8 protein-coding genes are annotated in these 15773 nt (G+C 74.7%); 2 read left to right on the forward strand and 6 right to left on the reverse strand.

Annotated elements, in window-relative coordinates; all coding sequences use genetic code 11:
- Positions 1-6 precede the first annotated feature (6 nt).
- Positions 7-1908: a BTAD domain-containing putative transcriptional regulator gene (locus tag ACP4IX_RS19250; RefSeq protein ID WP_426521740.1), complete on the forward strand. Its 1902-nt coding sequence runs from the start codon at positions 7-9 to the stop codon at positions 1906-1908.
- Between the two features lie 108 nt (positions 1909-2016).
- A complete protein-coding gene (locus tag ACP4IX_RS19255; RefSeq protein WP_426521741.1) occupies positions 2017-2679 on the forward strand; it encodes a class I SAM-dependent methyltransferase in 663 nt (220 codons plus the stop codon).
- 44 nt (positions 2680-2723) lie between these two features.
- On the opposite strand, the gene ACP4IX_RS19260 is transcribed toward ACP4IX_RS19255, so the two are convergent.
- From ACP4IX_RS19260 to ACP4IX_RS19285, 6 genes are all read right to left on the reverse strand, one after another.
- Positions 2724-3824 carry an HAD-IIIC family phosphatase gene (locus tag ACP4IX_RS19260; RefSeq protein WP_426521742.1) on the reverse strand — a complete coding sequence of 367 codons (1101 nt, stop codon included), beginning with the start codon at positions 3822-3824 and terminating at the stop codon, positions 2724-2726.
- Between the two features lie 35 nt (positions 3825-3859).
- Positions 3860-4975 (reverse strand): acyl-CoA dehydrogenase family protein, encoded by a 1116-nt coding sequence (locus ACP4IX_RS19265; RefSeq protein WP_426521743.1) that lies wholly within the window; start codon positions 4973-4975, stop codon positions 3860-3862.
- Positions 4968-5249, reverse strand: coding sequence for an acyl carrier protein (locus ACP4IX_RS19270; protein WP_426521744.1), 282 nt, complete (start codon positions 5247-5249; stop codon positions 4968-4970). Before ACP4IX_RS19270 ends, ACP4IX_RS19265 begins: the two co-directional genes overlap by 8 nt.
- 22 nt (positions 5250-5271) lie before the next feature.
- The gene (locus ACP4IX_RS19275) at positions 5272-6141 is read right to left on the reverse strand and encodes a 3-hydroxyacyl-CoA dehydrogenase family protein (protein WP_426521745.1); all 870 of its coding nucleotides are present in this window, start codon (positions 6139-6141) and stop codon (positions 5272-5274) included.
- Positions 6142-6158: 17 nt separating this feature from the next.
- Positions 6159-12497 carry a type I polyketide synthase gene (locus ACP4IX_RS19280; protein ID WP_426556205.1) on the reverse strand — a complete coding sequence of 2113 codons (6339 nt, stop codon included), beginning with the start codon at positions 12495-12497 and terminating at the stop codon, positions 6159-6161.
- A 31-nt stretch (positions 12498-12528) separates the two neighbouring features.
- A partial coding sequence (locus ACP4IX_RS19285; protein ID WP_426556202.1) for a type I polyketide synthase occupies positions 12529-15773 on the reverse strand: 3245 nt, incomplete at its 5' end.

Below are 15773 nucleotides of genomic sequence, written 5' to 3' on the forward strand. Positions count from 1 at the left end.
CGTACGATGAAGAGGACTCCCCCCTTGAACTTCCTCTTGCTGGGCCCACTTTCCGTCCGGTTGAACGCGCGTGAGGTGCACGTGTCGGCGCCGAGACAGCGCGTGGTCATGGCAGCGCTCCTCCTCAACGCCAACCGGGTGATCTCGGTCGACCGGATCACCGAGTACGTCTGGGACGGCGCCCCGCCGCCGAGTGCCGCCGCGACCGTCCGCACCTACGTGATGCGCCTGCGGCAGTCGCTGGGTGAGCACGCCTCCGCCCGCATCCTCACCCGGGCACCCGGTTACCTCCTCGAACTCGGCGAGCACGAGAGCGACCTCGGGCAGTTCACCGCCCACCGCCGGCGCGCGGCGGAGCTGGCCGAACGCGGAGACCTGGAGGGCTCCTCCGCCGAGCTGGCCGAGGCACTCGCCCTGTGGCGCGAGGAGCCGCTGACGGACATCCCGTCGCGGACGCTGCGTGATGTGGAGGGCCGCTACCTCCAGGAGCTCCGCCTCCAGACCATGGAGCTGCGGTTCGACGCGGAGCTGGCGCTGCTGCGGCACGCCGAGATCGTGCCGGAGCTGGTACGGCTGGTGCGGAAGCATCCCTTACGGGAGGCCCTGGTGGGCAAGCTGATGCTGGCGCTGTTCCGCTCGGGACGGCAGTCGGAGGCCCTGGACCTCTACCGGCGCACCCGGGTGCTGCTCGTCGAACAGCTCGGGGCCGAGCCGAGCGCCGCTCTGCGCGAGGTCCACCGGCACATCCTCTCGGCCCACCACTGGCCCCGTACGCCCGACCCGCTGGAGCAGCCCGCGGCGGCCCCGGAGGCAGTCGTCGCGCCGGCGCCGGCCGCTGCCCGGGAAAGGTCCTGCTGGCCCGATCCGGCGCAGCTTCCCTCGGTGCCGCGACCGCTGTCGGCCCGCTCCGACGCGCTGGCGCGGCTGCAGCACCTCCTCACGACCGGCACGATGCCCGCGGGCACGGTGGCGACGGCGGTGGTGACCGGCCGGGGCGGGGTCGGCAAGAGCGCCCTCGCCCTGCACGCGGCGCACACCATGCGCGGTTCCTCGGTACACGGCCAGCTCTATGCGGATCTCGGCGGTGCGGAACGGCCGCTGACCGCCCGGGCGGTGCTGCCGCGGTTTCTGGCGGACCTCGGTGTGCCCCGGGACGAGATCCCCGGGGAGGAGTCGGAGCGGGAGAGCCTCTACCGCTCGCTCACCGCGGGCCGACGTCTCCTGGTCGTACTCGACAACGCCTCCAGCGCCGCGCAGGTGCGGCCGCTGATACCGGGCAGCGGGGGCAGCAGGCTGCTGGTGACCAGCCGGCGGTGGCTGGCCGATCTGGAGGGGGCGCGCACCCTTCAGCTCGGCCCGTTGGACGAGGCCGGTTCGCTGGAGCTGCTGGGCAGCATCGTCGGCCCGGCCAGGGTCGATGGAGAACCGCGGGCGGCCCGTACGGTGGTGACGGTCTGCGCGGGCCTGCCGCTGGCGATCCGGATCGCGGGGACCCGGCTGCTGGAGCGCCCGCACTGGAGCATCGGGCACCTGGCTCGGCGGCTCACGGAGGCCCCGCGCCCCCTGGACGAACTGTGCGCGGGCGATGTCGGTGTCCGGCCCTGCCTCGACGCCGAGGTCGCCGGGATCCGGCGGACGTCGCCGGCCGGGATCGACCCCGCCGAGGTGTTGGCCGCGCTGGGGGCGGGCGGTGCGTGGTCGGTCTCCAGCAGCAAGGTCGCGGTGATGTTCGGCTGCACCGAGGCGCAGGCCGAGGAGGCCCTGGACTCCCTGGTCGAGGCGAACCTGCTGGGTGCGCCGACGGGGGGCCTGTACCGGCTGGACGCGCTGCTCCGGGCGTACGCCCGCGAGCGGGCGCAGACGGTCGCCGTACGGCAGCACGATCACCCGTTCATGCGCGCCGGGTGACCGTCCCGGCGGTCCAGGACGGGCACCCGGCGGCCCTGTCCCCCTCACTCCGATCCTTTTCGCCCTGATCCCCTTCGACCTGATCCCCTTCGAGAGGACGCCCGCGCCATGGCCGACCAGACAGCAGCCACCCACGACCTGCTCGCCTACGTCCGGGAGGTCTCCCTCCGTGACGACGACCTCCTCAGGGAGCTGCGGGAGACCACCGCGGACCTGCCGGGCGGGACCGCCCTGCAGGTGATGGCGGAGGAGGGCCAGCTGCTGGCCCTGCTGGTCGGGTTGACGGGGGCGCGGGCGGTGCTGGAGATCGGCACCTTCACCGGCTACAGCACCCTGTGCATGGCCCGCGCGCTCCCGGCCGACGGTCTGCTGGTGTCCTGCGACATCGACGACCGGTGGCCGGCCATCGGCGCCGACTTCTGGGCGCGGGACGGGGTCGACTCGCGGATCGACCTGCGGATCGGCGATGCCGCCGCGACCCTGGACGCGCTGCTGGCGGAGCGCGGGCCGGAGAGCTTCGACCTGGTGTTCATCGACGCGGACAAGGCCAACTACGTCCGCTACTACGAGACATCGCTGGCGCTGCTGCGCGCCGGGGGCCTGATCGTGGTCGACAACACCCTGTTCTTCGGCCGGGTCGCCGACCCGGCCGCCGTCGACCCGGAGACCACCGGGGTCCGGGCTCTGAACCGGATGCTGCACGAGGACCCCCGGGTGGAGCTGTCGCTGCTGGTGATGGCCGACGGGATCACCCTCGTCCGCAAGCGCTGAGGGCGGTGGGCCGGAGCCCAGGGGGCGCCGGCCCGCCGCGGCGGTCACGACGTTCCCGGGCCCCCTTCCGGCATGCTCAGGTCGGGTGCGTCCACGCTCATGACGGTGGACACCACGCGCGGGCCGGGGACCAGGTGCAGGCGCTCGAGTCCGGTGTCCTCCCGAGCCGGTGCGAGGACGGCGGCGCACGGGCACGGGGCTTCGTCCAGGCCCTCGAAGCCGGCGAACCGGTAGGCGATCTCCATCATCCGGTTGCGTTCGGTCGCCCGGAAGTCCGCCACCAGGTGGACTCCGGACCGGGCGGCGGCGTCGGCCAGCCAGTTCAGCAGGGTCGCGCCGGCGCCGTAGGCGACGACCCGGCAGGAGGTGGCGAGCAGTTTGAGGTGCCACAGGCCCGGGTGCCGCTCCAGCAGCAGGACGCCGACCGCGCCGTGCGGGCCGAACCGGTCGGTGAGGGTGACCACCAGGACCTCGTGACGGGGGTCGGTGATCAGGCCGCGCAGCACCGCGTCCGGGTAGTGGACCCCGGTCGCGTTCATCTGGCTGGTGCGCAGGGTGAGTTCCTCGACCCGGGACAGCTCCTCACCGGTGGCCCGGCCGATACGCATGCGCAGGTCCAGGGAGCGCAGGAACTCCTCGTCGGGGCCGGGGGCGGCCGCCCGCTCGGCCTCGCGGCGGAAGCCCGCCTGGTACATCCGGCGGCGCCGCCGGGAGTCGACGGTGCTGATCGCGGGGGTGAACTCGGCGAGGTCGGGGAGGGCGAGGACCTGCTCGGCCGGGTAGCACCGTACGTCGGGCAGGTGGAAGGCCACTTCGGCCCGTTCGGCGGGCCGGTCGTCGACGAAGGCGATGGTCGTGAGTGCGAAGTTCAGCCGGTCGGCGATCCGGCGCACCGATTCGGACTTGGCGCCCCACCCGATCTCCGGCAGGACGAAGTACTCGGCCACGCCGAACGTCTCCAGCCGGGCCCAAGCGTGCTCGTGGTCGTTGCGGCTGGCTATGGACTGGAGGATGCCGCGGGAGTCGAGCTCGATCACCACCTTGCGCACCTCGTCCGGCAGGTGCACCTCGCCGTCCTCCAGGAGGGTGCCCTGCCAGAGGGTGTCGTCCAGGTCCCAGACCAGGCACTTGACGGTCTCGGCCATCTCGTCCTTCCTCGTCTCGTCGGACGCGGGCCCGCTCACGGTGCCCCCGGAGCGGAGAGGGCGTGCTGGGCCAGCATCAGCCGGCACAGTTCGTTGCTGCCCTCGATGATCTCCATCAGCTTGGCGTCCCGGTACGCCCGGGCCACCGTGTGCCCGTCCCGGGACCCGGCCGAGGCCAGTACCTGGACGGCCGTCGCCGCGCCTCGGGCGGCCTGGGTCGCGCTGACGTGCTTGGCCAGTACGGTCGCCACCACCTGGTCCGGGGCCCCTTCGTCCCAGCAGCGGCCGGCGTGCTCGCAGACCCTCGTGGCCACCTGCTCGGCCGTGTAGAGGTCGGCGATGTGCCCGGCGACGAGCTGGTGGTCCGCGAGTGGTCTGCCGAACTGCTCCCGTCCGGCGGCGTGCGCGGTGGCCGCCGCCAGACAGGCCCGCAGGATGCCCACGCACCCCCAGGCGACGGACATCCGCCCGTAGGCCAGCGCGGTCGTCACCAGCAGGGCGGTCGGCAGCCCGTGACCGCCCAGGACGCTCTCGGCCGGCAGCCGCACCCCGTCGAGGTGGACGTCCGCGTGTCCGGCCGCGCGGCAGCCGAGCGGGTCGGCGATCCGCTCGATCCTGACGCCGGGCGTGTCGGTGGGCACCACGACGGCCACCGCGCCGTCCTCGTAGCGGCCGACGACGACCAGCAGGTCGGCGTAGTGGGCGGCGGTCACCCACTTCTTGTGTCCGTCGACGACGACCGTGTCGCCGTCGCGGCGGACGGTCGTCGTCATCGCCGCGAGGTCGCTGCCGGCACCGGGCTCGCTGAAGCCGACCGCCGCCAGTGCGCCACCGGTCAGCCGGGGGAGGTGGGCGGCCGACTGCTCGGCGGTGCCCAGGCGCTGGATGGTCCACGCCGCCATGCCCTGGGAGGTCATCACGCTCCGCAGCGAGCTGCACAGGCCGCCCACGTGGGCGGTGTAGGCGCCGCTGCGCACGCTGCTGAGCCCCCAGCCGCCGTACTGCTCCGGGACTTCGGCGCACAGCCGGCCCTCGGCGCTCAGGTCGCGGAGCAGGTCCAGCGGGATGAGGCCGGTCCGGTCCCACTCCTCCGCCAGGTCGCCGACCCGCAGGGTGACGGAGGTGAGGGCACCGCTCAGGTCCTCACCCATGCCGGCCTCCGGCGGCGGGCACCCGGAGCCGGTCCACCAGCTCCGCCATCCGCCGTACGGTGCGGAAGTTGTCCAGCCGCAGGTCCGCGCCGCGGACGGCGATGGCGTAGGTCTTCTCCAGGTGCACCACCATCTGCATGGCGAACAGGGACGACAGGCCGCCGACGTCGAACAGGTCGGTGTCGGCGTCCCAGGCGGTTTTGGTGCGTTCTTCCAGGAACTCCAGCAGTTCCTTCTCCAGGTCGTGGGTGTCGGGCGTGTTCGCTGCGGTCATGGCCGTCTCCTCGTCGGGGTGATCAGGTGTAGTCGTAGAAGCCGCGCCCGGACTTGCGGCCCAGCCGGCCCTCGCGGACCAGCCGGAGCAGCAGCCCGGTGGGACGGCAGCCGTCGTCGCCGGTGCGTTCGTGGAGCACGGTGAGGGAGTCGACGAGGTTGTCGATGCCGATCAGGTCCGCGGTGCGCAGCGGGCCGGTGGGGTGTCCCAGGCAGCCCTGCATCAGGGCGTCGACGTCCTCGGCGGAAGCCGTCCCCTCCTCCACGACCCGGGCCGCGTCGTTGATCATCGGGTGCAGGACGCGGCTGGTGACGAAGCCGGGTGCGTCCCGGACCACCACCGCCCGTCGCCGCACCGCCGTGAGCAGGGCCGCCACGGCGGCCATCGCGGGGTCCCCGGTCCTGGCACCGCGGACCACTTCGGCGGTCTTGATCAGGTAGGGCGGGTTCATGAAGTGGGTGCCGACCAGTTCCTCCGGCCGTTCCAGGGCCCCGGCCAGTTCGTCGACGGGGATGGACGAGGTGTTGGTGATCAGCAGGGTTCCGGGCCGGACCAGTCCGGAGACCTCGGACAGTACGGCGGCCTTGATCACGGCGTCCTCGGTGACCGCTTCGATGACGGCGGTGGCTTGGGCGGCGGCTTTGAGCGAGGTGCCGGTGGCCAGGGCGCCGAGGGGCGTTCCGGCGGGCAGGGCGCCCATCAGCTCGGCCAGCCGGAGTTCGCCGTCGATCAGGTCCGCGGCTCGGTCGAGCCGTTCCCGGTCGATGTCGACCAGGTGGACCGGCAGTCCGTGTCCGAGGGCGAGGACGGTGATGCCGACGCCCATCACCCCGGCTCCCAGCACGGTGAGGGCGGGGCGCGGGGGCGGGTCGTCGTACGGGGCCGCGGTCAACGGGTTCTCCTTCGTCTTCACGGGTGGTCGGGGGTGCGGAGGGTGGTGCCGAGCCAGTCGGCAACGGCGTCGCCGGTGGTCGCGACGTGCTCTTCCATGATCGAGAAGTGGTTTCCGGGAACGTCGACGACGGTGTCGGCACCGGCCCAGGCCGAGCGCCAGTCACCGGCTTCGGCGGAGGGACGGCCGAGCGGGGTGGAGGCGCGGACCAGCAGCAGCGGGGCGCGGACCGCCGGTGGGTTCCAGTCGTCGAGCAGACGGAAGTAGCCGCCCATCGCGGTCAGCCGGGTTCCGTCCATCGGGGCCGCCCGGTCCTCGCGGGCGAACATGCCGCCCAGCAGGACGTCGTTGAACTGGGTGATGCCCTGGTTGTCGGAGAGGTAGGTGTCCAGCAGCACCACGGCCGCCGGGCCCCCGCCGCGCTGTTCCAGCGCGGCGGCCACTCCGTGGGCGAGCGTGCCGCCGGAGGAGGAGCCGGCCAGGACGAGCGTCCGTCCGGGCAGTTCCCGGAGCAGGGTCGTCGCCTGGAAGTCCAGCAGGGCCGCCATGTCGGCGGGCAGTTCCTCCTCGGGGGTGAACCCGGGGGCGTCCAGGGCAGCGACGGCGTAGCGGTCCCGGAAGCGGGAGGCGAAGCGGGCGTACTGGTGGGCGCCGCCGAGGGCGACGACGGAGCCGAAGCAGACGAGTACGGGGGCGTCGGCGCGCTCGTTCAGGAGCAGCAGCCGCGGGCCGGTGCCGGCGGCCGCGAGGTCGCTGCCGCTGTGGAAGGCCGGGCGGAGTGCGGAGGCGTTCTTGAGCAGGGCGATGCCCTCGTCGATCCGGCCGAGTGCGCAGGCGCGGCGGAACAGCACGCTCACCGGGTCATCGGCGTCGGTATCGGTCCTGGACGCGGCGGCGCCGGGTGCGGGTGCCGTTTCGGGCCGGGGGGTGTCTTCCGGCAGGGCCTCGGTGGCGAGGCGTGCCGCGAGCGCGGCGGGGGTGGCGCTGTCGAAGACGGCGGAGGGCCGCAACCGCAGTCCGGTGACGGCGGCCAGCCTGTTGCGGAGCTCGACCGCGGTCAGCGAGTCGAATCCGACGGAGAGGAAGGGCACCGTCGCGGACAGCGCCCCGGAGTCGGTGTGGCCGAGGACTTCCGCGGCCTGGGTGAGGACGAGTTCGCGCAGGACCAGCTCGCGTTCCTGTGCGTCGGCGGCGGTGTCGAGCCGGTGCCGCAGCGCTGTGGCGGCGGTCGGGGTCCCCTTCGCCCCGGTCGTCGCGGTCGGGCCGCGCCGGACCAGGGAGCGCAGCATCGGGTGCACCGGGCCGTCGCCGCGCACGGTGAGGTCGAGGTGGGCCAGGACGACGGGGCTCCCGTCTCCCGGCGGGGCGGCGTCCACGGCGCACACCGTGTCCAGCAGGGCCATGGCCTCCTCGTCCGCGAGGGCGCGGGCGCCGCGCCGGTCGATGCGCCGCCGTTCGGCGCCGCCGAGTTCCGCCGTCATCCCGCCGGCCCGCTCCCAGGGCCCCCAGGCCAGGGACAGGCCGGGGAGACCGAGCCGTCGGCGTTCCGCGACGAGGGCGTCGAGCGCGGCGTTGGCGGCCGAGTAGGACGCCTGTCCGGGGCTGCCCAGCACGCCCGCGGCGGAGGAGAAGACGACGAACGCCGAGAGGTCCGCCCCGCGCGTCAGCCGGTCGAGGTGGTGGGCGGCGTCGAGCTTGGGCCGCAGGACGGTGGTCGTCCGCTCCCCCGTCAGCCCGTCCAGCAGACCGTCGTCGAGCACGCCGGCGGTGTGGACCACGGCGCACAGCGGATGACGTTCGGGGACGGCCGCAAGCGCGGCGGCCAGTGCCTGACGGTCGGACACGTCACACCGTACGGCGGTCAGTTCCGCTCCGGTCTCGGCCAGCTCCGCCGTCAGCTCGGGCAGGCCCGGGGCGTCGGCGCCGCGGCGGCTCAGCACGAGGAGGTGGCGTACCCCGTGCGCGGCGACCAGATGGCGGGCCAGGACGGCCGCGAGAGCGCCGCCGCCGCTCAGCAGTACGGTCCCCTCGGACGGCCCGAACGGTCCGTCCGGCCGGGTCGCCTCCGCAGGGGCGGGGACCGTGGTGGCCGGCGGCCGAACGAGTCGGGGCGCGTACAGGACGCCGCCGCGCAGGGCCGCCTGTGGTTCGCCCGTGGCGAGGAGGTCGGCGAGCGCGTCGCCGAGCCCCCGCGGGTCCGGCCCTTCGGTGTCCAGCAGCACGAACCGGTCGGGGTGTTCGAGCTGGGCGGCCCTGAGCATGCCCCAGACCGCCGCCGCGCCGAGGTCCGCGGGCCGTGCGCCGAGCGGGCCGGTCGCCCCCCGGGTGAGGACCACCAAGGGCGTACCGGCGGTGCTGTCGTCGGCCAAGTGGTCCTGGAGGCGGTCCAGGACCCCGGACACGACCGTGTGCACCGCCTCGGGGTCCGCCTCCCCGGCGGGGGCGTCCCCTGCCACACCGGGCGCGGTCCCGGTGCCGGTGGACGGGGGGCAGGTCAGCAGTATCGCGTCGGGTGTCGCGGACGGGGGTTCGGCGGCAAAGCCCGCCGGCAGCAGCCGCTCGTCCCGCAGGCCGAGGAGAGCCCAGCGGATGACCGGGCGGGGACCGGGCCCGGCGGTGACCGGCGTCCAGCCGACGTGGAAGACGGAGCCGGAGGAAGCCCGCAGTGCGGCGGTGGACGCCGTACGCAGGGTGAGTGAGCCGACCGTCGCCACGGTACGCCCCGAGGGGTCGGTGATCCGCGCGGCGACGGTGTCGGGGCCGTCGGGGCGCAGCCGGACGCGCAGGACCGGCGCGTCGGAGGTCCGGATCGCGACGCGCTGCCAGGAGAACGGCAGGGGGACGCCGTCGGCGGGCTCCTCGGTCCCGGCGCTCTCGCGCAGACCGGCCGTCTGGAGGGCTGCGTCCAGGAGGGCCGGGTGCACGGCGAAACCGTCCGCCCCGGTGCCGGGCAGGTCGTCGGGCAGGGCCACTTCGGCGTGGATCGCGTCCGGGGTGCGCCAGGCCGCGCGCAGGCCCCGGAACGCCGGGCCGTAGGCGACGCCCCGGGCTTCGAGCAGCCCGTACAGTTCGTCCACGTCCAGGGGGGCGGCGTCGGGCGGGGGCCACGCGCCGGCCGGTTCGGCGGCTGTGTCGTTCCTGTCGGCCGAGGGGTCCTGGGGGCCGACCGTGCCGGTCGCGTGCCGGGTCCAGGGCGGGGCGGCGGCGCCGGGGGCCGTCTCGGGCCGGGAGTGGAACTCCACCGGGCGCAGCCCTGTGCCGTCCTCGGCGCCCACCCGTACGCGCAGTTGTACGGCGTGGTCGTCGGCGGCGTCGCCGGGCAGCAGCAGCGGCGCGGCGAGGGTCAGTTCCTCGACGAGGGCGCAGCCGAGGCGGCGGCCCGCGTACGCGGCCAGCTCCACGAGGGCCGCGCCCGGCACGATCACGGCTCCGGCCACGGCGTGGTCGGCGAGCCAGGGATGGGTGGCCGGAGAGATCCGGCCGGTGAAGAGGGTGCCCGCGCCGTCGGGCAGTTCGACCTCGGCGCCGAGCAGCGGGTGGTCCACGGCACACTGGCCGGTGGCCGCCGGGTCCCGGTCGGCCGGCAGGGCGTCGAGCCAGTAGCGGCGTCGCTGGAAGGCGTAGGTGGGCAGGTCCACCCGCTGGGCGCCGGTTCCCGCGAACAGCCGCTCCCAGTCGACGCGCAGGCCCCGGACGTGCGCCTCGGCGAGGGCGATCTGAAGCCGGCGGAGCCCTCCGGCGCCGCGCCGCAGGGTGTCGAGCACCAGCGTCTCCGGGGCGCCCGCGTCGGCGGCCGTGTCCTCGATCCCGTACATCAGGGCGGGCTGGGGGCTGGACTCGATGAAGACGCGGTGCCCGGCCGCGAGGAGCGAGCGGGTCGCCCGCTCGAACTCGACCGTCTGCCGGAGGTTGCGGTACCAGTACTCGGCGTCCAGGGCCTTCGTGTCCAGCGGGCCGCCGGTCACGCTGGAGTAGTACGGCACCGTACCCGGGAGGGGAGTGATGCCGTCCAGGTCGGACAGCAGGCGCTCGCGGATCTCCGTCACGTGCGAGGAGTGCGAGGCGTAGTCGACCTCGATACGGCTCGCCCACACCCCTTCCTCCAGGAGTTCCTCCACCAGTGCCGTGACCGCGTCCGCGTCGCCCGACACCACCGTCGACGACGGGCCGTTGACCGCCGCCACCGACAGCCGGCCCGTCCACGGGGCGGTGCGCTCCCGCACCACGTCCACCGGCAACGGGACCGATGCCATGCCGCCACGGCCCGCCAGCGCCCCCACCGCACGGGAGCGCAACGCGACCACGCGGGCCCCGTCGTCGAGGCTCAGACCACCCGCCACGCAGGCGGCCGCGATCTCGCCCTGGGAGTGGCCGACCACGGCGTCCGGAACGACGCCGAACGTGCGCCACACCTCCGCCAGCGACACCATCACGGCCCAGAGCACCGGCTGCACCACGTCGACCCGCGCCAGCAGCCGCTCCGAGCCCAGCGCCTTCGCCAACGACCAGTCGACGTAGGGCGCCAGGGCCCGCCCGCACCGCGCCATCCGGTCCGCGAAGACCTCCGACTCACCCAGCAGCCCCGCCGCCATACCCACCCACTGCGAGCCGTGGCCCGGGAACACGAGCACCGAACGGCCCGGGAGCCGCCCCCCGCCGGCCACCACGTCCGCCGAGCCGGTGCCCCGCGACAGGGCGGCGACACCGGCCAGCAGCTCGCCCCGGTCCGCACCCACCACTACGGCACGCTCCGCGAACCGCGTACGCCCCACCGCGAGGGAATGGCCCACGTCCACCACGCTCAGACCCGGTTCCGCCACCACCCGCTCGTGCAGCGCCGCCGCCTGGGCACGCAGCGCGTCCGGAGTGCGCGCCGACAGTATCCAGGGGACGGCAGCGGGCAGCGGTTCCGGCGTGGCGGGCCGGTCGACCGGCTTGTCGGTGGCGGTCATCGCCCCGGTCGGTGCGGCGGGGGCCTGTTCGAGGATGACGTGGGCGTTGGTCCCGCTGGCGCCGAAGGAGGACACCCCGGCCCGGCGCGGCCGTCCCGTCTCCGGCCAGCGGGCGGCCTCGGTGAGCAGGGAGACGGCTCCCTCGGTCCAGTCGACGCGGGGCGAGGGGCGGTCGACGTGCAGGGTGCGCGGCATCGCGCCGTGCTGGATCGCCAGCACCGACTTGATCACCCCGCCGACGCCCGCGGCGGCCTGGGTGTGGGACAGGTTGGCCTTCAGCGATCCCAGCCGCAGCGGGCGGTCGGCGGGCCGGTCCTGGCCGTACGTGGCCAGCAGCGCCTGGGCCTCGATGGGGTCGCCGAGCACGGTGCCGGTGCCGTGCGCCTCCACCATGTCCACCTCCGACGGGGCGAGTCCGGCACGGGCGAGGGCCTGGGTGATCACGCGCTGCTGCGCGGGCCCGTTCGGGGCGGTCAGCCCGTTGCTGGCGCCGTCCTGGTTGACGGCCGAGCCCCGGATGACGGCCAGGACGGGATGCCCCGCGCGCTGGGCGTCCGAGAGCCGTTCCAGCAGGAGCAGGCCCAGGCCCTCCCCGAACCCGGCTCCGTCCGCCGTGGAGGAGAAGGACTTGCTGCGTCCGTCGGGGGCCAGGCCGCGCTGACGGCTGAATCCGACGTACAGCCCGGGGGTGGACATCACGGTCACTCCGCCGGCCAGGGCGAGGGTGGTGTCGCCGGAGCGCAGCCCTTGGCAGGCGAGGTGGACGGCGACCAGGGAGGACGAGCAGGCGGTGTCCAGGGTGACCGCCGGGCCTTCCAGCCCCAGGGTGTAGGCGATCCGGCCCGAGGCGACGCTCGGGATGCTGCCGGTGCCGAGGAAGCCCTCCACCTCGTCGGGCACGCGGCCGAGCCGGGACGCGTACTCGCCGCAGATCACTCCGGTGTAGACGCCGGTGCGGCTGCCGCGCAGAGTCGTCGGATCGATGCCCGCGCGTTCCACCGCCTCCCAGGACGCTTCGAGCAGCAGCCGCTGCTGCGGGTCCATGGCCAGGGCCTCGCGCGGGGAGATACCGAAGAAGCCGGGGTCGAAGCCGGTCGCGTCGTGGAGGAAGCCGCCTTCCCGGACGTAGAACGTGCCCGGGGCGTCGGGGTCCGCGTCGAAGCCGCCCTCGATGTCCCAGCCGCGGTCGGTGGGGAACGGCGAGACCGCGTCGCGTTCCTTGACCAGCAGTTCCCACAGGTCTTCCGGGGTGCGCACACCGCCGGGGTAGCGGCAGCTCATCGCCACGATGGCGACGGGCTCGGCGGAGTCGTCGCGGAGCCGTCGGTTCTCCTGCCGCAGGCGCTGGTTCTCCAGCAGCGAGGCACGCAGGGCGGCGACCACCTGTTCCGTGTCGGTGGGCATGGGGTTCGGCTTCTCCTTCTGCGGCTGTCGGTCAGTCACGTTCGCCTCCCAGCGCCATCCGGACGAGCTCGTCGAGGGCCATGTCCTCGATGCCGTCGGCGGCGGCAGCCGGTGCCTCCGGCCGGTCGGCGAGGTCCAGGAGCGCGTCGAGGAGACCGGCCCGGCGCAGAGCGGCGGGGGCGATCGTGGCGAGCAGGGAGCTGATCTCGCGGTCCGACCGGTCCGACCGCTCCGGCGTTCCGGCGCGCTGCCCTGCGGCGGCGGATCCGTCCGGCCCGTCGGGTACCAGGCGCCTGCTGAGGTAGGCGGCGAGGGCGGCCGGGGTGGGGTGGTCGAAGACCAGGGTCGCGGGCAGCCGGCGGCCGGTGGCGGCGCTGAGCCGGTTGCGGAGTTCGACGGAGGTGAGCGAGTCGAAGCCGAGGTCCTTGAACGGCTGGTCCGGGTCGATGGTCCCGGCTCCGCTGTGACCGAGGATGTCGGCGCCCCGGCTCCGTACCAGGTCGAGCAGGGTGGCGACGCGTTCCTCCGGAGTGAGGCCGGTCAGCCGGCGGCGCAGTGAGTCGGCTTCGGCGGCGTCCGCCCCGGAGGCGGGGCGGCGTACGGTGCCGGGGACCAGGGCGGAGAGCAGGGCCGGGACGGGTGCGGTCCGGGCCGCCGCCCGGAGCCGGCCGAGGTCGATCCTGACCGGCACGAGCAGCGGTTCGTCCAGGGTGAGGGCCGCGTCGAACAGCGCCAGCCCTTCTTCGCTGCCGATGGCCGCAGTCCCTCCCCGGGACATGCGCCGCAGGTCAGCGGCGGTCAGTGTCCCGGTCATGCTGCTGCGGCGTTCCCACAGGCCCCAGGCGAGTGACTGGGCGGGCAGTTTCAGGGCCCGGCGGTGCTGGGCGAGCGCGTCGAGGAAGGCGTTGGCGGCCGCGTAGTTGCCCTGACCGGCGTTGCCGACCGTGGCGGACGCGGAGGAGAACAGGACGAAGGCCGACAGGGGCAGATCACGGGTGAGGGCGTGCAGGTGGAGAGCCGCGTCGACCTTGGGCCGCAGTACGTGGCGCATCCGCGCCGGGGTCAGCGACTCGACCGTCCCGTCGTCCAGGACGCCGGCCGCGTGGACGACCGCGCTCAGCGGACGGCCGGCGGGGATGCCGTCGAGCAGGGCGGCGAGCGCGTCCCGGTCGGCGACGTCGCACGCCTCCACGTCCACCCGGGCGCCGTGGCCGCGCAGTTCGGCGGCGAGGTCGGCCAGACCCGGCGCGTCCGCGCCGCGCCTGCCGACGAGCAGCAGGTTCCGCACGCCGTGCGCGGTCACGAGGTGCTGGGCCACCAGGCCGCCGAGCACGCCGCCGGCCCCGGTGACGAGGACGGTTCCGCCGGGTGCGGCGATGCCGGACGGTGTGTCCGGGGCCGGGGCCGCGTCCGGGCCCGCGAGCGCGTTCGTGCTCGGGTTCGGGTCCGTGCTGGGGTTCGCCTCCGGGTTCGGGTCCGTGGTGACGGTGGCCCGGGTGAGGCGGGCGGCGAGGAGTTGTCCGGCGCGGATCGCCAGTTGGGGTTCCGTTCCGGCCAGTGCCCGGGGCAGCAGGCCGGTCACGGCGGCCGGGTCGTCGGTGTCGATCAGCAGGAAGCGGTCCGGGTGCTCGGACTGGGCGGAGCGGACGAGGCCGCGGACCGCGGCGCCGGTGAGGTCGGTGACCTCCTCACCGGCCGCCGTGGAGACCGCGCCCCGGGTGACCAGTACGAGCCGGGTGCCGTCGTCCCAGCGCGGGTCGGCCAGCCAGTCCTGGACCAGCCGCAGGGCGTCGTCCAGTGCGGTGTGCACGGAGGCGGCGTCGGGCGGGGACAGAAGGCGCGGGGTGTGGTCGCACCAGGCGAGCACCGCGGCGGGCCGCGGCGCTCCCGCGTCCAGCGCGGCACCGAGCGCGGCCAGGTCCGGATGGCTGTCCGGGAAGAATGGCCGGCCGCCGAGGACGGCCCACTGTCCGAGGGGGCGGACGGGTGCGGTGTCGGGCGCCGCCGACCACTGGAGCCGGTAGAGGGATTCCGGGCCGCCGGCGCCCGGGCGGAGGGCGTCGAGATCGATCGGGCGGACGGCGAGCGCCTCGACCGACGCGACCGGGAGGCCGTTCGGGTCGGTCGCGTCGATCGCCACCGATCCGTCCGGCCGGAAGCCGAGCCGTACCCTGAGCGCGGTGGCCGCGGTGGCGTGCAGCCTGACTCCGCTCCAGGAGAACGGCAGTCCGGCGGACGGCCGGTCCGGGCCCGGTCCGGTTTCCGGCCGGGCGCGGAGGAACAGTCCCTGGAGTGCGGCGTCCAGGAGGGCGGGGTGCACGCCGAAGGCGGAGGCGGACCGGTGCTGGTCCTCGGGCAGGTGCACCTCGGTGAAGATCTCGTCGCCTCGGCGCCAGGCGCGGGTGAGCCCGCGGAAAGTGGTTCCGTAGCCGTAGCCGGAAGCGTGGAACCGCTCGTACAGGTCGTCGACGGGGACCGGGACGGCGCCGGGCGGGGGCCAGGAGCCGGGGTCGTCCGGTGCGGGCGGCGGCTTGCGGGTCGTGGCGTCGGCGGTCAGTACGCCGGTCGCGTGCGCGGTCCAGTGCGGGGTCGTCGCGTCCTCACGGCAGGAGAACAGGTCCAGGGAGCGGCTGCCGTGCGCGTCCGCCGCGCCGACCCGTACTTGCAGGCGGACGGCGGTGTCGGCGGGTACCAACAGCGGCGACTGGAGGGTCAGTTCCTCCACCGTGTGGCATCCGGCCTCGTCCGCGGCGCGTACGGCGAGTTCCGCGAAGGCCGCGCCGGGCAGCAGGACCGTACCGGCCACGGCGTGGTCGGCGAGCCAGGGGTGGGTACGCAGCGACAACCGGCCGCTGAGCAGCAGTTCACCCGTGTCGGCCAGCTCGGTGGCCGCTCCGAGGACGGGGTGGTCGGCGGGGTCGAGCCCGGCCGAGCCCACATCGGCCGCCGTGGTGGGCGCCGGCTCGGGCCAGTAGCGGCTGCGCTGGAAGGCGTACGTCGGCAACTCGACCCGCCGCGCCCCCGGGAACGCCCCCGACCAGTCCACCCCCAGCCCCCGCTCCCACGCACGGCCCACCGCCCGCAGCACCTGCTCCGGCCCGCCCTCCCCACGCCGCAACGTCCCCAGCACCGCGGCCTCCACCCCCGCGGCCTCCACCGACTCCCCCACCGCAACCGACAACACCCCATGCGGACTGCACTCGACGAAGAACCGGAAACCCTCCCCCAACAGCGTCTCCGTCGCCTTCCCGAACTCCACCGTCTCCCGCAGATTCC

Origin of the sequence: Streptomyces sp. WG5 (genome assembly GCF_049974565.1) — a bacterium.
Taxonomy (GTDB): domain Bacteria; phylum Actinomycetota; class Actinomycetes; order Streptomycetales; family Streptomycetaceae; genus Streptomyces.

Excerpts from the sequence above, each read along its gene's own strand:
- ACP4IX_RS19250 (WP_426521740.1), top strand. The coding sequence starts at position 7 with ATGAAGAGGACTCCCCCCTTGAACTTCCTCTTGCTGGGCCCACTTTCC.
- ACP4IX_RS19255 (WP_426521741.1), top strand. The coding sequence starts at position 2,017 with ATGGCCGACCAGACAGCAGCCACCCACGACCTGCTCGCCTACGTCCGG.
- ACP4IX_RS19260 (WP_426521742.1), bottom strand. The coding sequence starts at position 3,824 with ATGGCCGAGACCGTCAAGTGCCTGGTCTGGGACCTGGACGACACCCTC.
- ACP4IX_RS19265 (WP_426521743.1), bottom strand. The coding sequence starts at position 4,975 with ATGGGTGAGGACCTGAGCGGTGCCCTCACCTCCGTCACCCTGCGGGTC.
- ACP4IX_RS19270 (WP_426521744.1), bottom strand. The coding sequence starts at position 5,249 with ATGACCGCAGCGAACACGCCCGACACCCACGACCTGGAGAAGGAACTG.
- ACP4IX_RS19280 (WP_426556205.1), bottom strand. The coding sequence starts at position 12,497 with ATGCCCACCGACACGGAACAGGTGGTCGCCGCCCTGCGTGCCTCGCTG.